Below are 18,425 nucleotides of genomic sequence, written 5' to 3'. Positions count from 1 at the left end.
AACCTCCGCAGGACGTCCGGGCGCGGTCCGAAGACCTTGAACGACACTCGTGATGTCATGATGACATCTTTGATGTCGTTTCGGAAGGGGGGTCAACTGCCCCCGTTAGCCGGTCAGTCGGGCAGCGGGGGCGGGGCCTCGTCGTCCGTGAAGGAGACGACGAGATCGGCCCGGGCGCGGGTGGCCGCCACCAGGCGGGCGTTGGCCTCGTCGGAGGTGCGCACGAAGTCCTCGGCGTCGGTGCGCGGGCGCCCGTACCGCTCGTGCCGGGCGACCAGCCGCCGTACCCGCTCCGCCGCGTCCAGCTCCACGTACCAGACCTCGTCGAGGAGTTCGCGGATCCCCGCCCAGGGGTCGGAGTGCAGCAGGAGGTAGTTGCCCTCGGTGAGGACGAGCGGGATGTGCGGCGCCACCGGGATGCTGCCGGCCACCGGCTCCTCGATACGGCGGTTGAAGGCCGGGGCGTAGACGGGTGTGCCCGGTTCGGGCGTGCGCAGCCGGGCCAGCAGGGCCGTGTACCCGGCCGGGTCGAAGGTGTCCGGGGCGCCCTTGCGCTCCGCCCGGCCGAGCCGGCGCAGCTCCGCCTGCGCGAGGTGGAAGCCGTCCATCGGGACGAGCACGGCCTGGCCGGTCAGCTCCGCCGCCAGCCGGACGGCGAGGGTGGACTTGCCGGCACCCGGCGGGCCGGCTATGCCGAGCAGCCGCCGCCGGCCGGGCGTCGCGGAGGCGGCGAGCCGGCGGGCGCGGGCGACGAGGTCGTCGAGGTTCATGATGGGACCCATCGTGCCTGATGGGCGCGGGTGGTGGCCCGGGGGACGGGGAGGCCGGCGGGTAGGCGTCCGATTCCGCCCGGTGTGTGGTCAGTGGTCTCGGCGGGGTGCCCCGTTCCTCACCGCCCTCCGCCCCGCGGCGCCGTCCGCGCACCGACGGGCGGCGCCCCGGGGGACCCGTAGCCGAGGCGGCGCCCCTGGGGCCCCGCAGCCCGGGCCGCGCCCCGTTAGCCCGCCGCCACGCCCAGCCGCCACAAGGACGTCACCTCGGCGGCGCGGGCCACGTGGAGGGGGTCGGAGGTGTCGCGGGCCCGGGGGTGGCGGGGGGCGATGTCGAGGCGTCCGAGGACGGTGAGGCCGCCCTTGGCGAAGGCGTCGAGGAGTTCCGCGCGGGACCGCAGGCCGAGGTGTTCGGCCAGGTCGGAGAGGATCAGCCAGCCCTCGCCGCCCGGTGTCAGATGGTCGGCCAGACCGGACAGGAAGCCGTGCAGCATGCGGTTCCCGGGATCGTAGACCGCGCGCTCCACCGGGGACGTGGGCTTCGCGGGCACCCACGGGGGGTTGCAGACGATCAGCGGGGCGCGGCCGGGCGGGAAGAGGTCGGCCTCGACCACCTCCACGCGGTCCGCGACGCCCAGCCGGGCGGTGTTCTCCCGGGCGCAGGCCAGCGCGCGCGGGTCCTGGTCGGTGGCCACGATCCGGCGCACGCCGCGGCGGGCCAGCACCGCCGCCAGCACTCCCGTACCGGTGCCGATGTCGAACGCCAGGTCCCCATCGGGCAGCGGGGCCTCGCCGACCAGGTCGACGTATTCGCCGCGCGCCGGGGAGAAGACGCCGTAGTGCGGGTGGATGCGGTCGCCGCCGAGCGCGGGGATCTCCACGCCCGTGCGGCGCCACTCGTCGGCACCGATGACGCCGAGGAGTTCGCGCAGGGAGACCAGGAAGGCGGTGGAGGCGGTGTCCCCGGGGGCGCTCGCCGGCGGGGCGTCCTGGGGGCCGTAGGCGCGGGCGCACGCCTCCCGGACGTCGGGGGCGCGCGGCAGCCGGACGGCGAGGTCGGCGTCCAGCGGGATCAGCAGCATGCCGAGGATGCGGGCGCGCTGGTTCTGGGCGGCGCGGTGCACGTGGAACGCCTGGGTGACGTCGGCGGGCGGGGTGCGGCGCGGGCGCCGGTCGACCCGGCGGGCCAGCGCGGTGAGCAGCTGGCGGGCGTTGTGGAAGTCGCCGCGCCACAGCAGCGCGGTGCCCTCGCAGGCCAGCCGGTACGCCTCATCGGCCCGGGTGCGGTCGTCCGCGACGGCGATCCGCCGGGGCGGCCGGGCGCCGTTCTCCGAACGCCAGCGGGCCGTCCGGACCTGGCCGTCCTCGGTCCATTCGACGACCGGGGGGTGCGTCACCTCGACGACCGGGGGGTGGTTCACCGCAGTGTGCCTCTGTGAGTGGTTAGGGCCCGCGCCCCTGGGGCGGCGGGTGCGGCACCGCAACCCGGGGCGGGCGGGGGCCGGATGGTGGACGTCCGACTCTACTCGGTCGCGGCAACCGGGACCTTCGCCGCTGCCGCGGCCCCCGGGGGCGGGACCTTCGCCCCTGTCTCCGTAGCCGGGGCCGGAGGCACGGTGGGGACAAGCCGCCCGGGACGGCCATATCGGGCCACGGGCGGGGGTACGCGGCCGTAGGCAGTCGTCAACGGACCACTCGGTACGGAGCGGAGGCGGACATGGGCACCTTGCCGGTCATCGTCGGTGCGGACGGATCCCCGGACAGCGAGCGGGCGGTGCGCTGGGCGGCCCAGGCGGCCCGGAGGCGGCCGGCGCCGCTGCGGATCGTGCACGTCGGGCCGCGCGGCGGCGACGCGCGGGCCGCGGCCGCCTCGGACGCGGTACTGGCCGGCCTCCGGGACCGGCCGTACCTCGCGGACCTGCCGGAGGTGGAGTTCCACGGGCTGGACGGTTCGGCCGACGCCCAGCTGCCCGCCCTCGGGGACGAGGGGCAGCTGCTCGTCCTGGGTTCCCGGGGCCGCGGCGGCTTCGCCAGTCTGCTGCTCGGCTCCAACGGGCTGGCCTGCGCGGCCCGGTCCGCCTGCCCGGTCGTGGTGGTGCCGCGCCCGGACCGGCCCGGCACCCGGCGCGGCCCGGACGGCGAGGCGGTGGCGCCCCAGGAGGCGCGGGTGACGCTCGGCCTGGACGCGGGCGCGGACGAGCCGGCCGGGGTGGGCTTCGCGTTCGCCGAGGCCGCGCGCCGGGGCGCCCGGCTGTCCGTGGTCTCCGGCTACACCTGGCCGATGCCGGTGCCGCCCGCCTACGAGTTCGCGGCGGTGTACGAGTCCACCCAGGGCGAGTACGAGGACGCGCTCGGGCTGCGGCTGGCGGACGTGCTCGCCCCGTACCGGGCGCGGTACCCGGACGTCCCGGTGACGGTCCGGCTGCGTGCCGAGGACGCCGCCGGGCAGCTGGTGGCGGCCTCCGAGGAGAGCGATCTGGTGGTCGTGGCCCGGCACCGGCGCCGGCTGCCGATCGGCCCGCGGCTGGGGTCGGTGGCGCACGCGGTGCTGCTGCACGCGGTCTGCCCGGTCGCGGTGGTACCGGAGACGGCGGAGCGGGACGCCGAGGGTGCCGGTGGTGCGCATGAGGCGGCCGGTCCCGGCGGCACGGCCGGCCCGGAGGGCGGTACCGGGGCGGATGGGGCCCTCGGCGGCCCGGGGGCGGCGCCGGCGGCCTAACGGGGCCGGGGAGCCAAGGTCAACCCCCGGTGGACTCCCGCCCCGGGCGCCGTACCACGTACGCGGCGGCGGAGCCCGCGGCGAAGAGGGCCAGGACGGAGAGCGCGGTGCTCACCCAGGACGTGCCGAGCCAGTGGCCGCCGAAGTAGCCCAGGCTCACGCTGTACGCGGCCCAGACCAGGCCGGCCAGCGCCGACCAGGGCAGGAACTCGCGCACCGTCCGGTGGGCGACCCCGGCGCCCAGGCTGACCACCGACCGCCCGGCCGGCGCGAAGCGGGCCAGGACGACCAGGCCGCCGCCGCCCCGGGTGAGCGCCGCGCCCAGCCGCTGCTGGGCCGCGGACAGCCGCCGGGAGCGGCCGATGGCGCGGTCGAAGCGGTCGCCGCCGCGCCAGGCCAGCCGGTAGGCGACCAGGTCGCCGAGGACGGAGGCGGTGGCCGCGCACAGGACCAGGGCGGCCATCTGGGCGAAGTGGTTCCCGGCGTCCACGGAGGAGGCGACGTCGGCGGCGCTCCTGGTGCCGGCGGCCGTGGTGGCCGCGGTGACCACCAGGACCCCGCTCGGCAGGATGGGCAGGAAGACGTCGAGGACGACGGAGAGTCCGACGATCACATAGACCCAAGGTGTGCCGCTCAGCGACCCCAGGCTTTCCACCAACGTCTTGCTCCCGGTCCGGACCCCGCCGCGACGTCGCTCGGTGCGGCAGGGGCGGCACTACAGCCGTACAGCGTACGCCTGGGCCCGAACAACCGGACGGGCCGGGTCCGGGTAGCGTCCCGGGCCCGGCCCGTGCGGGGCGTGCGCGCCGGTCAGGCGGCGCTGGGGGCGCGCTCGGCGACGGGCGCCGCACGCCGCTCCGGCGCGCCGAAGAAGACCCGGTCCAGCGCCCAGGAGCCCGGGCCGGTGAAGACGATCAGAAGGAAGGCCCAGCAGAACATGGCGGCCGCCTCACCGCCGTTCTGGATCGGCCACAGCGCGTTCGGCTGGTGCATCGAGAAGTACGCGTACGCCATCGAACCGGAGCTGATGAACGCCGCGGCGCGGGTGCCCAGGCCCAGCATCACCAGGAGGCCGCCGGCCAGCTGGATGACCGCGGCGTACCAGCCGGGCCAGCTGCCGGCCGGGACGGCGTGGCCGGTGCCCGCCATGCCGCCCAGGACGCCGAAGAGCGAGGCCGCGCCGTGGCAGGCGAAGAGCAGGCCGGTGACGACGCGGAAGAGCGCCAGGACGTGCGGGGTGGATTTCTCGGTGAAGGAGTTCAGCGGAGCGGACATAGGGGGACTCCTTGGTCGTTCCTCGGTCATTCGGGACGTGCCGGCGGACGCGGGGGACGGGCGCGGCCGCTGGAGTCTCGTAGATTAGGCCCGCCTAACCAATACTTGCAAGTTCAACATTTGGGAATAGGGGCCTTATTGGTTCAGACCAATAGGCCCGGTGGCATGTCGGGGCCGGGTGGTGCGCCCGCCGCCCGCAGGGCCGCCCGCGCCACCGCGTCCGTATCGGACAGCGTGACCGAGCCGACGCCCGGCCGCGCGCCGGCGGCCGTCACCCAGTGCACCCCTTCGGTCGGCACCCCGACCGCGAACCGCCGGGGATGCGGCCGCCCGTCCGCCCCGATGACGCGGTACGGACTCGGCGACACGTCCAGGCCACCGGTCTCGTAGCCGTCCACGGTGTGCGGCCGGCAGCCGCCGTCCGCCAGGAGCCGGGCCAGCAGCGGGTCCCCGGTGCGCCGCAGGTCGGGCTCCGGGAGCCGCGCCTCTATCAGGGCCGGGGCGGTGACCCGCGACCCGGGGACGGCCGGGGAGTGCGCCGTGAAACCGGGCGCGCCGCCGTCCTCCCCACCGGTCCGTATCTCCATACGGGGCCCGACCACCTCCAGCACCCCCGCCTCGATGAGCGCCGCCATCTCCGCTATCCGGCGGCGCGGCGGCCCGATGGACAGGAAGGCGTTCAGCGGGGTGTACCAGCGGTCGAGGTGGTCGCGTCGGGAGGCGCCCGCCAGTCCGCCGTGGTCGACGATCTGCCGCAGCTCGTTCCGCAGGTCCCGGAGCACGTCCAGGGCGGCCTTGAGCGGGCCCGCGACGTTGCCCTGCCGGGCGTGCGCGACATCGGCCCGCAGATGGTCCAGCAGCCAGCCGCGGAACGCCTCCGGGCCGGCGAACGGCTCGTCCGGGTACGGCCGGGCGAGCCGGTCCCAGTCCCAGCGGTCGCCGGGCGCCACCCCGAACGCGTCCAGGGCCGCGGCCTCCTCCGGCCCGCGGTGCGCGCCGGCCAGGAAGCGGTCCCGGAAGCGGTCGCGGTCCGCGCCGGCCAGTTCACCGCGGCCGGCCAGCAGCGCCTCGTAATAGACGGCCTCCACCTCCTTGGCCACCAGGGGCCAGACCTCCGCCCGGAAGTCCGGCGGGTCCCCGGCGTCCGCCCGCTTCCGGAACGCCGCGATCACGTCCGGGGTGAGCAGCAGCGGCAGATGGCGGCCGTGCGCGCCCTTGGCGTTGTCGCCGCGCGCGTGGTACGGAATGCCGCGCCGGGACCCGGCGTACAACCGGGGCTCGCGGCCGGACGGCCGGTACACCAGGGCGCCGCCCGGCCCCCGGGTGAACCGGCCGCCGCGGCCCGCGGTGAGCAGCGCCAGGTGGTCGAAGAAGTTCAGTCCGAGGCCGCGCAGCAGCACCGGGCGGCCCGGCGGCAGGGCCGCCAGCTCGGCGGTGAGGTCGGCGGGGTTGGCGGGCAGCAGGTAGTGCAGGCCGTGGGCGGCGGCGTAACGGGCCAGCCGGCGCTCCCCGGTGTCCGGGCGGGCCGGCAGGTGCCCCTGGGCCAGCACCACCGCGCCCAGGCCGGCCAGCGTCCGCCCGTCGTCCAGGGTCAGCGCCTGGGTGCCGTCCGCCGCCTCGGCCAGCTGCACCGCGCGGGCCCGGTGGACAACGACGATGACCTGCTCCGGCGCGGTCCGCACGGTGTGCCGGAAGACCCACTCCAGATAGCGGCCGTACAGCGCGCGCCCCGGATAGTCGTCCGGGCCCACGTCGCAGCCGTCCCACTCGTACAGGCTCGGCCCCGGCCGCACCGGGCCGGCGCACGCGACGCTGTCGTCGGTGAACAGGGTGACCTGCGAGGCCACCGTGTTCATCAGCAGCTCGCCGGGCTGGTCGGGGCGCCACACCTGGCCGGCGCCCGGCGGCGCGGGGTCGATGACGTGCACGGTCAGCCGGGTGCCCGGGGGGAGCCCGGCGGCCGAGGCGCAGAGCCGCTCCAGGACGCTCGTCCCGCGCGGTCCGGCGCCGACGACGGCGAGGGCGGGGGCGTGAGCGGCGGGAGCGGTGCCGGCGGCGGGCTCTGGGCAGCCGGGGCGGTCGGCTGGATGGGCGGCGGCCAAGGCGGCTCTCCCTGGGGCGGCGGACGGCCGGCGCGCGGGAGGGCGCGCCGACCGTCAGAGGGGCGGACGACGGCAAAGGTGCGCCCCATCATCACCGCCCGGCGCGCCGGCGCGGCACCCGGGTGGGCCGGGGGCCGCCCGGGACCGCCCCGGGGGACGGCTCAGCAGCCGTCGAGGATCTTCTTCAGCGCGGCCTTCTCCGCCTGGTCAGCGGTGAGCCCGTAGACGTGCTTGACCGCCACCCACATCCGGGCGTACTCGCAGTGGTACGACGCCTTGGGCGGCAGCCACTCCGCCGGGTCCTTGTCGCCCTTGGCCTGGTTGACGTTGTCGGTGACCGCGATCAGCTGGGAGTGCGTGAGGTCGTTGGCGAACTCCTGGCGGCGCGCGGTGGTCCACTGCGCGGCACCGGACTTCCACGCCTCCGACAGCGGTACGACGTGGTCGATGTCCAGGTCGGACGCCTGGGTCCAGGTCGCCCCGTCGTAGGCGGAGACCCAGGTGCCGCTGACCGCCGCGCAGCTGCCGTCCTGCTGGACGCCGGTGCCGTCGCGCTTGAGGACCACCTCGCGGGTGTTGCAGTTGTGCCCCTGGTCTATCCAGTGCGGGAACTTGTCGCGGCTGTAGCCGTCCTGGGGGCCCTCGGGCTGCTCCTTGAGGGCGGCGAGGTAGGTGCGGGCGGTGGCGGCGTCCGGCGGGGCGGGCGGGGCGGCCTGGGCGGGCTGGCCGGTCAGGAGGAGGGCGCAGGTCAGGGCGGCGGTGCCGGCCGCGGCGGCGGATATGCGACGCGCGTAGCGCAGGGGCATCGGAACTCCCTTGGTGTGGGGGGAAGTTGGCGTGCGGGCGGGGCCATGCTGGATCCGTGGGGTGACCGGGGCATGGGCGCCGGGTTACAGCCTGACGACATGTTCACGTCACTTCAAGGGGTGTGCGGGGGCTGACGGGGTGTCGGAGGTGGGGGTGGCCCGCCCCGTTGGTCCGCCCCGTTGGTCCGTCCTGCTGGTCCGGGCCCGTAGCCCGTAGCCCGGTGGCCCGCGCCCGTTACCCACCGGTCCGCGCCCGTGTCCCGGTTGCCCCACTGCTCCACACCCGTTGCCCACCGGGTCAGCGGTCGCCGCCCGCCTACAGTGGGCGCGTGCTGCTGCCGGTCACTCCCGTACTCGGGATCGTCCTCGCCGTCCTCCTGGTCGCCGCCGTGGCCGTCGCCGCGCTGGCCCACCTCGGCCACGGCCGCGCCATCGCCCTCGCCGGCCTGCGCGCGACGGCCCAACTCGCCGCGGTCTCCTCCCTCATCGGCTGGGTCGTGCACGCACTGCCGTGGCTGCTGTGCTTCCTGGTGCTGATGTACGCGGTCGCGGTCCGCACCGCGGGCCGCCGGATCACCCGCAACCGCACCTGGTGGTGGGCGGCGGTCCCGATCGCCGCCGGGGTGCTGCCGGTCGTCGGCGTACTGCTGCTGACCGGCCTGGTGCCGCCGCGCGGCCTCACCCTGATCCCGGTCACCGGCATCCTCATCGGCGGCGCGCTGACCGCCACCGTCCTCGGCGGGCGCCGGGCACTGGACGAACTGGCGCTGCGGCGAGGGGAGTTCGAGGCCGGGCTGGCACTGGGGCTGCCGGACCGGGACGCGCGGATGGAGGTGGCCCGCCCGGCCGCGTCCGACGCGTTGCTGCCCGGGCTCGACCAGACCCGCACGGTGGGGCTGGTGACGCTTCCGGGGGCGTTCGTCGGCATGCTGCTCGGCGGCGCGTCACCCGTACAGGCCGGCGCGGTGCAGCTCTTCGTCCTGGTGGCGCTGCTGGCGGTACAGGCGGCGGCGTGCGCGGTGGTGCTGGAGCTGGTGGCGCGGGGGCGGCTCCACCGGGAGGTGGGGGCGGGCCGGTGACCCGGTGGCGCCTGGGATCCGCTCCGGGCGCGGGCCGGTGACCCGGTAGCGCCTGGGGTCCGCTCCCGTTACGTATCGGGCGGCGGCGGTTTGTGCGGTGATCCGTGCGCTCAGGCGTCGATGCGGACCGCGATGCCGCCGTCCACCAGGGCCTCGATACGTACCTGGGTCAGGTCGCGGACGTGGGCGGTGGGCGCGAAGCGGGCGGCCCGCTCGCCGACCCCGACGACCCGCATCCCGGCGGCCCGGCCGGCCTGGATGCCCGCCTCGGAGTCCTCGAAGACCAGGCAGTCCTCGGGCGCGAACCCCAGCTCCGCGGCGCCCTTGAGGAAGCCCTCCGGGTCCGGCTTGCTGGCGCTCACCGACTCCGCGGTGATCCGCACCGGCGGCATCGGCAGCCCCGCCGCACCCATCCGCGCCGCGGCCAGCGCGGTGTCCGCGGAGGTGACCAGGGCGTGCGGCAGCCGGGCGAGCGCGGCCATGAACGCGGGCGCGCCGGGCACGGGGACGACGCCCTCGGTGTCGGCGGTCTCCTCCGCCAGGATGCGCCGGTTGTCCTCGTGGTTGCGCTCCATCGGGCGGTCCGGCAGCAGCGCCGCCATGGTGGCCCAGCCCTGCCGCCCGTGGACGACCTTGAGGACGTCCTCCGCCGGGAGCCCCTGCTCGGCCGCCCAGCGCCGCCAGCAGCGCTCCACGACGGCTTCGGAGTTCACGATGGTGGAGTCCATGTCCAGCAGCAGGGCGCGGGTGATGAGCGTGGTGGTGGCCGGCATCGGCGGGCTCCTGGGCGCGGGGGCTGGCAGCGGCGCTGTCAGGACGGTCGGGGAGTCAAGCGGTCCCGCCCGCCGGTCAGGGAGTGCGGGCGGAACCACTTTGTTTTTTCACGATACAAAACGGCGGTGGGTGGCGACAAACGGTTCCGGCTCGCGCGGGCATGGGATGCGTCACGGTTTTCCCTGGCGGGACGGCTTACGTGGTGATTCGTCCGGGATGTTCTGGAGGGGGTGATGGGCGGCGGCCGTGCCTGGGGGCGGGGACGGGGGCTGACGTCCGTGGCTGGGGGGCGAGGGCCGACGCCCCTGTCCCCGTTACGGCTCCCGGGTGCGGGCCTCCAGGGAGGCGCGGGTCGCCGGCCCGTATACCCCCTCGGGGTCGCCGTGGACCCCGTAGAGCTGCTGGTAGCGGGCGACCGCGTCGCGTACCGCCGGGCCGTAGCGGCCGTCCGCCGCCCCCGGATAGAGCGCCATCTGCCGCAGCCGCCCCTGGAGCTCGCTGACCTCCGGGCCGCTGGAACCCTCGCGCAGTACGAGCGGCCCGCTGGGCGGTGCGCTGGGGGAGGAGGCGCCGTGCGAGGGCGCCGCGACGCTGCCGGAGGCCACGACCGCGGACGGCGGCGGGCCGGGGGCCGGCGCCCGGTACGGCCGGCCGCCGGCGGTGGTACGCGGGGCGCGGGAGCGCGAGGTGGCGGGCGAGGGGCGGGCGGTGACCGGGGCGGAGGCGGTCGGCCCGGTGGGGGCGGGGAGGGCCGCGGTGGGGGCGGTGGACCCGCGGTCCGGCGGGGCGGCACGGTCCCGGCCGCCATCCGGGAGCGCGCCGGTGGCGATGACCACCACGGCGGCGACGGCGGCGGCCCCGCCACCGGCCAGTACGGCGGACCGGACTCGTCGGCGCCGTAGGGGAGCGGGGGAGCCGGGGCCGCCACCGGGGGCGGAGGGCGCGGCCCCGGTGGGCGGACCGTCGGCCGCGGGCCAGGGTCCGGCCGAGCTGACGGTCCGGGACGTCGGGCCGGTGGGGCGGCGCACCCGGGGGACGGCGGGGTCCGCGCCGGGTAGTTCCGTCGAGCCGGGTAACGCCGTTGATGCCACCCGACCGGCCGGGCCACCCGTTAAGTACGGCCTGCTGGGAACGTCCACCGGGCCACCCGGTAAGTACGGCCTGCCGGGAACGCCCACCGGGCCACCCGGCGACTCCCGGCCGTAGCGGGGCACGTCCGCTTGCCCGTCGCCGTCAGCCCCGGGGCCGTCCCCCGGCCCCTCGCCGTCGTCAGGGCCCGCCCGGTCCGCCCCCTCCGGCAGCGACACGTACGGCCGAACCCGCAGCGGGTCGAAGTCCGCCGCCTCGGCCGCCGCGCACAGGCAGGACGGGCGGCCGTCCCCGCGGACCGGGGCCAGGCAGTGCGGGCAGGTGGCTGCTGCGGTCACGAGGGTCCCCTCCCTGGAGGCGCGCACCGGGGGGCCGATTATGCAGAACCCGGCCGCCGCCCCGCAGCCGCTCCACGACATCCCCGCGAGCCGCTCCACGACATCCCCGCGCACCCTCCCCGGCTCGGCGGCCCGAATCCGACTCGGCGGGCCAGAAACCCCGATACCGCTCACGATGGAAAGAAGGCCCGCGAGGACCCGCAGCGATCCACGACGGCCCCAGGGACCCCAAAGGCCCCGAGCGAACCACCGAGCGACCCACCAGACCTCGAAGGACGAGCCGGAACACAAGCCGCACATCGACCCGACCGACCGATCATCCGCACCCCGAGCCGGACACCGATCATCCGCACACCACCCCGCACCCCGAGCCGGACACGAGGGAGGCCCCGCTCATGGCGCAGGACACCAGCGCCCCCGCCGTCCCCGGCGAGGACCGTTCCCGCCGGACGGTCCTCGTCGCGATCGGCGCGCTGCTGCTCGGCCTGCTGATCGCCGCACTCGACCAGACCATCGTCGCCACCGCGCTGCCCACCATCGTCAGCGACCTCGGCGGCCTGAACCACCTCTCCTGGGTGGTCACCGCCTACCTGCTGGCCTCCACGGCCGCCACGCCCCTGTGGGGCAAGCTCGGCGACCAGTACGGCCGGAAGAAACTCTTCCAGTCCGCCATCGTGCTCTTCCTGATCGGCTCGGTGCTCTGCGGCCTCGCGCGCAACATGGGCGAGCTGATCGCCTTCCGGGCGCTGCAAGGGCTGGGCGGCGGCGGCCTGATCGTGCTGTCGATGGCGATCGTCGGGGACATCGTGCCGCCCCGCGAGCGCGGCCGCTACCAGGGCCTGTTCGGCGCCGTCTTCGGCGGCACGAGCGTACTGGGACCGCTCCTCGGCGGACTCTTCGTGGACCACCTCAGCTGGCGCTGGGTCTTCTACATCAACGTCCCGATCGGCGCCGTCGCGCTCGCCGTGATCGCCGCCGCGCTGCACATACCGGTCCACCGCACCCGCCACCGCATCGACTACCTCGGCACCGCCCTGATCGCCGCGGTCGCCGCCTGCCTGGTCCTGATGACCTCGCTCGGCGGCGTCAGCTACCCGTGGGCCTCCTGGCAGACCGCGCTGCTCGCCGGGCTCGGCGCCGTACTGCTCGCCGCGTTCGTCCTCGTCGAGCGGCGGGCCGCGGAGCCGGTCATTCCGCTGCGGCTGTTCCGTTCGCGGACGTTCGCCCTCTGCTCGGTGATCGGCTTCGTCATCGGCTTCGCGATGTTCGGCTCGATGACGTACCTGCCAACCTTCCTCCAGGTCGTGCAGCGGGTCTCGCCCACGATGTCCGGGGTGCACATGCTGCCGATGGTCTTCGGCATGCTGCTGTCCTCCACCGCCTCCGGCCAGATCGTCTCCCGCACCGGCCGCTACAAGGTCTTCCCCGTCGCGGGCACCGCCGTCGTCACCCTCGGCCTGCTGCTCCTGCACCGCCTCGACCCGACCACCGGCGTGGCGCTGATGAGCACGTACTTCTTCGTCTTCGGCTTCGGGCTCGGCCTGGTCATGCAGGTGCTGGTGCTCATCGTGCAGAACGCGGTGCCGTACCGGGACCTGGGCGTGGCGACGTCCGGCGCCACCTTCTTCCGCTCCATCGGCGCCTCGTTCGGCGTCTCGATCTTCGGCACGCTCTTCGCCAACCGGCTCGCCCCGCGGATCACCGCCGCCCTCGCCGGGCAGCCGCTGCCGCCCGGCGTCAGCCCGGCGCGGCTCGCCCAGGACCCGCGGGCGGTCGCCCAGCTGCCGCCCGGGCCGCGCGCGGGCGTCCTCGGCGCGTACTCGGTCTCCATCACCGACGTCTTCCTCTACGCGGTGCCGGTCGTGCTGGCCGCGTTCGTCCTGGCGTGGTTCCTCAAGGAGGAGCCGCTGCGCGCCAGCGTCACCGCGCCGGACACCAGCGAGGTCCTGTGCACCAACCCGGTCCAGCGCTCGTCCCGGGAGGAGGTCGCCAGGGCGCTGTCCAAACTGGGCAGCGCGGCGGGCCGCAAGGACATCTACGAGAAGATCACCGCCCGCGCCGGGCTCGACCTCAAACCGGCCGCCGGCTGGCTGGTGCTGCGCATCCACCGCTACGGGTCGGTGGAGCCCGGCCTGCTCGCCGAACGCACCCGGGTACCGCTCGGGGTCGTCGCCGAGGGCGTCCGGCAGATCGAGGAACGCGGGCTGGCGCGGCGCGACGGCCTGATGCTGCTGCTCACCGACCGCGGCCGGGAGGCGGCCGGCCGGCTCGCGGCGGCCCGCCAGGAGTCGCTGGCGGAGCTGCTGGGCGACTGGTGGACGAAGGACCGCCCCACCGACCTCACCGAACTCGTCCGCGAGCTGTCCGCGGAACTCTCCGGCTCGGACGCCGAGGAGCCCGGCGACGGCGACGTCCGCCGCCCGGTCCCCCGCACCCCGGCCCGCACGGCCGCGCCCGCGCCGGACCGGCCCCGGCCGCCGGACCGCACGCCGTAGGCGGGGTGCGTGGCGTACGCGGGGGACGCGGCTTTACGCCGGGCCGGGCCGGGCGCGGGCTCAGCCGGTCCCGGCCGTGGTCGAGCTCGGTGCCGGCGGCTCTCGTCGCAGAAGATCCTTCTCAAAGAAGATCTCCGCATACGGATCCCCGAAGTGATACGGATCGATCTCCCGGTAACCACGCCGCCGGTACAGCGCGATCGCCTCCGTCAGATCCAGCCGGGTGTCCAGCCGGATCCGCTCGGCGCCCCAGCCCGCCGCGGCCGCCTCCACGGCCCGCAGCAGCGCGCCCGCCGCCCCCTGCCCGCGCCGGCCGGGCCGTACGAACACCTGCTTCAGCTCGGCGGTCCGGTCGTCCAGCCGCCGCGCCCCGGCACAACCGGCCGGCGTACCGCCTTGCCGGGCCACCAGCAGCACCCCGTGCGGCGGCGCCAACTCCCCGCTCGGATACGCGGCGACACCCGCCTCGATCTCCTCCGCCGTCGCCCGCCGCCCCTCGTACAACACGTAATACCGGTCGGCGACATCGGCGTAGTACTCCCGCAGCAGCGCACGCGCCACCGGGGAACCGGCCGGCTCGGCGCTGACGGTCCAGGCCGGGGGCGACGGGGCCGGAAGGGCGGTTTCGGTCATGACGGCCATGCCACGCCCCCGGGGCACCGGAACGCAAGCGGTTTCGGATACCCCGAGGCCGGGGCCGGGGTGCCCCTCAGCCCTGCTTGGGCGCCGCCTGCTGCACGACCTCGAACGACCACAGCGTCGAACCGGACGCGGCCGGCTTCGGCCGCTCGCCGCCCTGACCACCCGCACCGCCGTGCTGGTGCGCGGCCTTCATCGGCCCCTCCATCCACGCCTGGAACGCCGCCTCGTCCCGCCACCGGGTGTAGACGAGGTACTGATCGGTCCCCTCCAGCGGGCGCAGCAGCTCGAACCACTCGAAACCGTCGGCGGAATCCACCGTGCCGGCCCGCGACGCGAACCGCTGCTCCAGCACCTCCCGCTGCTCAGCCGGGACGGTCAGCACATTGATCTTCACGATGCTCATGCGCCCATCGTGCACCACGCCCCACCCGGGCGCCGCGCGGGGCGGCCCGTGGCCCGTCCCCGGAACCGTTCAGGCGCTGCGCAGAACTACTTGCCATCGGCGCCGTACTCGCCATCGGTAAACCGGACTGCGCCGCAAGAACGCAGACGCAGACGCAGCCCGGAATGCCATGTCAGTCCCGCATGTCAGTCCTGGCGGCTGGTTACCTCGATGAGGTGGTAGCCGAACTGGGTCCGGACCGGGCCCTGAACAGTTCCGGTCGGTGCGGAAAAGACGACCGTGTCGAATTCCTTCACCATCTGCCCGGGGCCGAACGAACCCAGGTCACCGCCCTGGCGGCCGGAAGGGCAGGTGGAGTTGGCCTTGGCCAGCTCGGCGAAATCCGCCCCCGCCTCGATCTGCGCCTTCAGCTCGTTGGCCTTTTCCTCGGTCGGGACCAAGATGTGCCGTGCGGTTGCCTGAGCCATTTATTACACCTTCCGATACGCATCCGTGCTGCCGCCGCGACAGGCGCTTGCGGGCCTCGGTGAGCAGCTTTCGCGAGCCAGGATTTCACATCTCACAGGCTGCCGGACCACCGTCCGTCACAGCGCGCGGCCGACGCGCGGCCGACGTTCCGACGCCCCGCCGACGCCCAGCTCCCCTCCTTCAGGAACCCGCGTTCGCGGCTTCTTCGATGAGGTCGGCGACCGGTTCGGGCTGGGAGGCCAACGACGCGTGGCTTGCCGCCAGTTCGATGGTCTTACGGGGGTTCATGCGCTGCGCCATGCGGCGTTCGTTGTCGGGATGGATCATGCGGTCGTCGGCGGAGACCTGGTACCAGGTCGGCTTCGTGCGCCAGGCCGGTGTGGTGACGGCGTCGCCGAAGGTGGACGCCAGCGGTGCCTTCTGCGTCACAGCCATCACCAGGGCTTCGTCCTCCGGAAGGTCCTGGGCGAAGCTCTCGCGGAACTTCTCCGGCTTGATCCACAGATAGCCGTCGGAATCCGGGACGAGATTGTCGGCCGCAGCGGGCGGTTTCTCCTGGGTGATCCCGCCGGGGCTCTCGCCGGCGTCGGGGGCGAAGGCGGCGATGTAGACCAGCCCGGTGACGTTCGGGAGGTCTCCCATCTCGGTGATCACCGCGCCACCGTACGAGTGGCCGACGAGCACCACCGGCCCCTCGATCTGCCGGACCATCTTTCGCGTGCGCTCGGCGTCGTCGGCCAAGGACGTCAGGGGGTTCTCCACGGCGTGGAGGGCACCGAAGCCACGGCGGTCGAGTGCGGTGATGACCTTCGCCCAGTGGGCGGCGCCGCCCCAGAAACCGTGGACGAGGACGACGGCAGGCTTGCCGGCCATGGGACTACCTCTCAGGCGAGCGACACGTTCCCGTACGGCCATGAGACCCCCGACCCCCGGACACCGCATGTCGAGACTGTCGAGGCTCCCGGAGAACCGCCCCTGGCGGCCCCGAGAAGTCCCTCAGGCAGCCCCCAAGTCCCTCAGGCGGCCCCAGAAGGCCGAGGCGGTGGGTGAGCCTGGAGGCAGGGGCGGGGCAGTTGGCCCCGTCTCTGGAGGGGGCAGTCGGGGCCCTATCCACTACTCGATAGGGCCCCGACCGGGCGGCTTGGGTGTTCCCGGGTGCACCCTGGGCCGCCATTTCCCCCGTAACTGCCCTGTCCAACTGGAGGATTTGGCCGATCCAGCGTACTGCCGTGGCGGTCAACTCCGGTAGGACCAGCGGGATTTGACGGCATGCGCACGTGGAGGCGCGGTGGCGAAGGGGCGTCTCGATCCGGTCCGTACATGGCCGGACAGCGTTCCGAGCCCACGCGGACCTTGGCATGCGACAACGGCGACATCGAGCATGGCGATGACAACGGCGGATCAGGGCCCCTGGCCACTGCAGACGGCGCTTGTACCGCATTGCTGCGGGCCGTACCGTTTCGCTTTCCCGGCCGGTGCCGTTCTTCAGCTTTCGGCGGGGCGTCGTGTGCGAAGCCGGCCGATGACGGCGTGTGCAATCAGGCCCGTGGCAGCAGCCACTGCGAGTCCGCGCGTCAAGCCCCAAGTCATGGCCATTATCGGGGGCCCCGAAGGCGCCTCGACGCGGAGTCGCGCTGTGGTCTCCACGAGGGAAATGGCGGGGATCAGCAGCCTGGAGAGAAGGCCCCACATTCCTCTTTCTCTGGCAAGGTTTCCTGCCCAACCCAGCAGAGAGCCGAGCAAGCACGCGCAAATTCCCCAGAACGCCAGGGCTCCCCAGTCGAATGGCTCGGATACGAGCCGGGCGGCAGGGTCACCCAAGTTCGACCCCCGGATGTCGTGGGTTGCTTTCGTGGCGTAGTAGGCCGTTACCGCTGTACACAGCGACAGCGCGGCCAGCGCCGCGGACTGTATGCGTGTCCTCTGTGCGGTGCCAACGAAGAACGCGAGAGCCGCCCACGGCCAACCACCGGACAGGGCGATATGCGCCGCCTGCCTGACCGGGCCACCGTCGCCGGCCAGGAGTGGAGGAACAATTCCTAACACCAGACCGCAAAGCAACGAGATCGCGGACGGCAGGGCGCAAGCCCTTAAGGCCGAGCTGATGCGCATCTTTCTCCCTCGGCGCAGGCTGGGAAGGTAGGACCGTGCCATTTCTCGGCGCCGCGGGCCAGTGTGAACGGTCGCTGCGCGGGCCGGTCTGGACGGTCGCTGCGCAGGTCGACGAACTGCCAGTCGAGTGCCTGCGCAGCGACCGTTGAGAGCGAGCCCTTTCCATCTTCACTGTGAGCTGGTCAGATGCACGTGAAAACCCATCTACCCGGGGCTTCACCTCGTTGTCAGCCCAACCGCCGAGCCCGCGCGTCAGGTTGGAAAGCGCTCCCTGCCTTCATGCGCCGTTCACACTCGGCTGCCCTCGAACGAGACTCCACTTCGCCCCGCAAACCTCACGACCGGTAAAGACAGCGCCTCAAGACCGCTCGCCTCCGGATTCCGACAGAGCCTGCATAACGAACGCGGCTTCACGCGCTACTGTCTCATCAGGATCGCCCTCGGCCATCTCCGCGAGCCGTTCCCAGTATTCAGGCCAAGGGGTGTAGGCCATGGCTTGCACCGCCCTTCGACGCACCCGCGTCTCAGGATTCTTGGATGCCCCCAAGATCCGGTCCTTCACGGAGTCAACTGTCTTCAGCGGAGCGCCCAGCCCAAGACGCAGAACCGCCTTTCCCTTGCTGGCAGGGTAGATATTGCCGTCAACTTCGAGAATCAATTCATCGAGGCTCCAGATTAAAATTTTGGTCTGGACATTGTTCAGCGCTTCCTCGATTCGACCCAACTCGGCACCCGATACGACAAAATACCGCTCATCCGCATAACTGTCCTCGGTGAAGTGAGCCTCGACTGCCTCATCGATCTGCCAGGTCGCTGCAAAGTCGACACCCCTGTCGGCATCCTTTTTGACATAACCTGCCAACTGCCAGTGCAGCGTTTCAACGAGCCGCTCGATGTCGTCCGGCGTGACCGAATCCTTGAGGACCAGTCGCCGACTGACGAGAATCCCCTCCTGTGCCACCGCGACTTCTCCCATCTCGGGTAATATCCCCAGGTTCCGTTCCACGGAGACCATGAACATGCTGCCCGACGCGGGCAAACAGCGCCACACGTTCCGCTGGCAGCACGAGAGTCTGTCAGAGCCTGGTCGTGCGTGGATCCTGGTAGCGCCGTCAGGTTGGAAGAGGCTCAGCGTCGCTATTTGTCCGTGGAATTCCTTGTGAGCGACTGCAGAGCTGCCACTTCCTGCGCCGCCCCGGACGAGTGGAAACCCCGCTGCTCCGGTCACGGGGCGGCGGGGTTCCGGGGTGCGTGGGTCAGCCGTGCGTCTTGGCGAACGTCACGAGGTCGTTGAACGACTGCGGGGTCAGGGTGAGTACCGGGCCGCCCGGGGTCTTGCTGTCCCGGATCAGA

The 18,425-nt window shown here is 73.7% G+C and carries 18 protein-coding genes; 3 read left to right on the top strand and 15 right to left on the bottom strand.

The annotated features are described in order from the left end of the window. Window positions 1–113: 113 nt before the first annotated feature. Complete coding sequence (locus tag ADL22_RS26480) at window positions 114–770, bottom strand: nucleoside/nucleotide kinase family protein (protein WP_066984914.1); 657 nt, start codon at window positions 768–770, stop codon at window positions 114–116. A 227-nt stretch (window positions 771–997) separates the two neighbouring features. Continuing rightward, on the bottom strand, window positions 998–2,167 hold the full coding sequence (locus tag ADL22_RS26475) for a methyltransferase (RefSeq protein WP_066984959.1): 1,170 nt from the start codon (window positions 2,165–2,167) through the stop codon (window positions 998–1,000). A 320-nt stretch (window positions 2,168–2,487) separates the two neighbouring features. On the opposite strand from ADL22_RS26475, the gene ADL22_RS26470 reads away from it, so the two are divergent. Beyond that, window positions 2,488–3,489 carry a universal stress protein gene (locus ADL22_RS26470; RefSeq protein WP_079064442.1) on the top strand — a complete coding sequence of 334 codons (1,002 nt, stop codon included), beginning with the start codon at window positions 2,488–2,490 and terminating at the stop codon, window positions 3,487–3,489. Between the two features lie 19 nt (window positions 3,490–3,508). Here the strand turns inward: ADL22_RS26470 and ADL22_RS26465 are convergent, their stop codons facing one another. The 4 genes from ADL22_RS26465 to ADL22_RS26450 all read right to left on the bottom strand — a co-directional run bounded on the left by ADL22_RS26465 (window position 3,509) and on the right by ADL22_RS26450 (window position 7,672). Next, on the bottom strand, window positions 3,509–4,147 hold the full coding sequence (locus ADL22_RS26465; RefSeq protein ID WP_066984910.1) for a DedA family protein: 639 nt from the start codon (window positions 4,145–4,147) through the stop codon (window positions 3,509–3,511). Between the two features lie 152 nt (window positions 4,148–4,299). Next, complete coding sequence (locus tag ADL22_RS26460; protein ID WP_066984907.1) at window positions 4,300–4,764, bottom strand: DoxX family protein; 465 nt, start codon at window positions 4,762–4,764, stop codon at window positions 4,300–4,302. A gap of 143 nt (window positions 4,765–4,907) precedes the next feature. After that, window positions 4,908–6,866 carry an FAD/NAD(P)-binding protein gene (locus tag ADL22_RS26455; protein ID WP_066984904.1) on the bottom strand — a complete coding sequence of 653 codons (1,959 nt, stop codon included), beginning with the start codon at window positions 6,864–6,866 and terminating at the stop codon, window positions 4,908–4,910. Window positions 6,867–7,027: 161 nt separating this feature from the next. Beyond that, the gene (locus tag ADL22_RS26450; protein ID WP_066984900.1) at window positions 7,028–7,672 is read right to left on the bottom strand and encodes an HNH endonuclease family protein; all 645 of its coding nucleotides are present in this window, start codon (window positions 7,670–7,672) and stop codon (window positions 7,028–7,030) included. A gap of 329 nt (window positions 7,673–8,001) precedes the next feature. Here ADL22_RS26450 and ADL22_RS26445 point away from each other — a divergent pair, with 329 nt between their 5' ends. After that, window positions 8,002–8,751 (top strand): ABC transporter permease, encoded by a 750-nt coding sequence (locus ADL22_RS26445; protein WP_066984897.1) that lies wholly within the window; start codon window positions 8,002–8,004, stop codon window positions 8,749–8,751. Window positions 8,752–8,861: 110 nt separating this feature from the next. Here the strand turns inward: ADL22_RS26445 and ADL22_RS26440 are convergent, their stop codons facing one another. Together ADL22_RS26440 and ADL22_RS36730 are read right to left on the bottom strand one after the other, a co-directional pair. Then, a complete protein-coding gene (locus ADL22_RS26440) occupies window positions 8,862–9,524 on the bottom strand; it encodes an HAD-IA family hydrolase (RefSeq protein WP_066984894.1) in 663 nt (220 codons plus the stop codon). Between the two features lie 315 nt (window positions 9,525–9,839). Then, window positions 9,840–10,553, bottom strand: coding sequence for a peptidoglycan-binding domain-containing protein (locus ADL22_RS36730; protein ID WP_079064441.1), 714 nt, complete (start codon window positions 10,551–10,553; stop codon window positions 9,840–9,842). Between the two features lie 794 nt (window positions 10,554–11,347). Between ADL22_RS36730 and ADL22_RS26430 the strand changes: the two genes are divergently transcribed. After that, window positions 11,348–13,447: an MFS transporter gene (locus ADL22_RS26430; protein WP_066984890.1), complete on the top strand. Its 2,100-nt coding sequence runs from the start codon at window positions 11,348–11,350 to the stop codon at window positions 13,445–13,447. A 60-nt stretch (window positions 13,448–13,507) separates the two neighbouring features. On the opposite strand, the gene ADL22_RS26425 is transcribed toward ADL22_RS26430, so the two are convergent. The 7 genes from ADL22_RS26425 to ADL22_RS26400 form a co-directional block, all read right to left on the bottom strand. Continuing rightward, window positions 13,508–14,080, bottom strand: a complete 573-nt coding sequence (locus tag ADL22_RS26425) for a GNAT family N-acetyltransferase (protein WP_066984957.1) — start codon at window positions 14,078–14,080, stop codon at window positions 13,508–13,510. 76 nt (window positions 14,081–14,156) lie between these two features. Further along, window positions 14,157–14,492 (bottom strand): antibiotic biosynthesis monooxygenase family protein, encoded by a 336-nt coding sequence (locus tag ADL22_RS26420; RefSeq protein ID WP_066984887.1) that lies wholly within the window; start codon window positions 14,490–14,492, stop codon window positions 14,157–14,159. A gap of 185 nt (window positions 14,493–14,677) precedes the next feature. Next, window positions 14,678–14,959, bottom strand: coding sequence for a peptidylprolyl isomerase (locus tag ADL22_RS26415; RefSeq protein WP_066984884.1), 282 nt, complete (start codon window positions 14,957–14,959; stop codon window positions 14,678–14,680). 181 nt (window positions 14,960–15,140) lie between these two features. Next, window positions 15,141–15,833 carry an alpha/beta hydrolase gene (locus tag ADL22_RS26410; RefSeq protein WP_066984880.1) on the bottom strand — a complete coding sequence of 231 codons (693 nt, stop codon included), beginning with the start codon at window positions 15,831–15,833 and terminating at the stop codon, window positions 15,141–15,143. A 612-nt stretch (window positions 15,834–16,445) separates the two neighbouring features. Beyond that, window positions 16,446–17,072, bottom strand: a complete 627-nt coding sequence (locus ADL22_RS37040; protein WP_420711601.1) for a DUF6518 family protein — start codon at window positions 17,070–17,072, stop codon at window positions 16,446–16,448. 358 nt (window positions 17,073–17,430) lie between these two features. Next, on the bottom strand, window positions 17,431–18,048 hold the full coding sequence (locus ADL22_RS26405) for a hypothetical protein (RefSeq protein ID WP_159048726.1): 618 nt from the start codon (window positions 18,046–18,048) through the stop codon (window positions 17,431–17,433). A gap of 280 nt (window positions 18,049–18,328) precedes the next feature. Next, window positions 18,329–18,421: a DUF397 domain-containing protein gene (locus ADL22_RS26400; RefSeq protein ID WP_324615564.1), complete on the bottom strand. Its 93-nt coding sequence runs from the start codon at window positions 18,419–18,421 to the stop codon at window positions 18,329–18,331. Between the last annotated feature and the right edge of the window lie 4 nt (window positions 18,422–18,425).

The sequence above is a fragment of the Streptomyces sp. NRRL F-4489 genome (assembly GCF_001509485.1).
Lineage (GTDB): Bacteria > Actinomycetota > Actinomycetes > Streptomycetales > Streptomycetaceae > Streptomyces.
Note: the sequence above shows the minus strand (reverse complement) of the source record. Positions and strands in the feature narration are given on the sequence as shown.

What these genes read in the sequence shown, in the direction of transcription:
- ADL22_RS26440 (WP_066984894.1), bottom strand. Translation starts at nt 9,524, where the DNA reads ATGCCGGCCACCACCACGCTCATCACCCGCGCCCTGCTGCTGGACATG.
- ADL22_RS26410 (WP_066984880.1), bottom strand. Translation starts at nt 15,833, where the DNA reads ATGGCCGGCAAGCCTGCCGTCGTCCTCGTCCACGGTTTCTGGGGCGGC.
- ADL22_RS26480 (WP_066984914.1), bottom strand. Translation starts at nt 770, where the DNA reads ATGAACCTCGACGACCTCGTCGCCCGCGCCCGCCGGCTCGCCGCCTCC.
- ADL22_RS26420 (WP_066984887.1), bottom strand. Translation starts at nt 14,492, where the DNA reads ATGAGCATCGTGAAGATCAATGTGCTGACCGTCCCGGCTGAGCAGCGG.
- ADL22_RS26470 (WP_079064442.1), top strand. Translation starts at nt 2,488, where the DNA reads ATGGGCACCTTGCCGGTCATCGTCGGTGCGGACGGATCCCCGGACAGC.
- ADL22_RS26430 (WP_066984890.1), top strand. Translation starts at nt 11,348, where the DNA reads ATGGCGCAGGACACCAGCGCCCCCGCCGTCCCCGGCGAGGACCGTTCC.
- ADL22_RS26405 (WP_159048726.1), bottom strand. Translation starts at nt 18,048, where the DNA reads ATGGGAGAAGTCGCGGTGGCACAGGAGGGGATTCTCGTCAGTCGGCGA.
- ADL22_RS26425 (WP_066984957.1), bottom strand. Translation starts at nt 14,080, where the DNA reads ATGACCGAAACCGCCCTTCCGGCCCCGTCGCCCCCGGCCTGGACCGTC.
- ADL22_RS37040 (WP_420711601.1), bottom strand. Translation starts at nt 17,072, where the DNA reads ATGCGCATCAGCTCGGCCTTAAGGGCTTGCGCCCTGCCGTCCGCGATC.
- ADL22_RS26450 (WP_066984900.1), bottom strand. Translation starts at nt 7,672, where the DNA reads ATGCCCCTGCGCTACGCGCGTCGCATATCCGCCGCCGCGGCCGGCACC.
- ADL22_RS26415 (WP_066984884.1), bottom strand. Translation starts at nt 14,959, where the DNA reads ATGGCTCAGGCAACCGCACGGCACATCTTGGTCCCGACCGAGGAAAAG.
- ADL22_RS26460 (WP_066984907.1), bottom strand. Translation starts at nt 4,764, where the DNA reads ATGTCCGCTCCGCTGAACTCCTTCACCGAGAAATCCACCCCGCACGTC.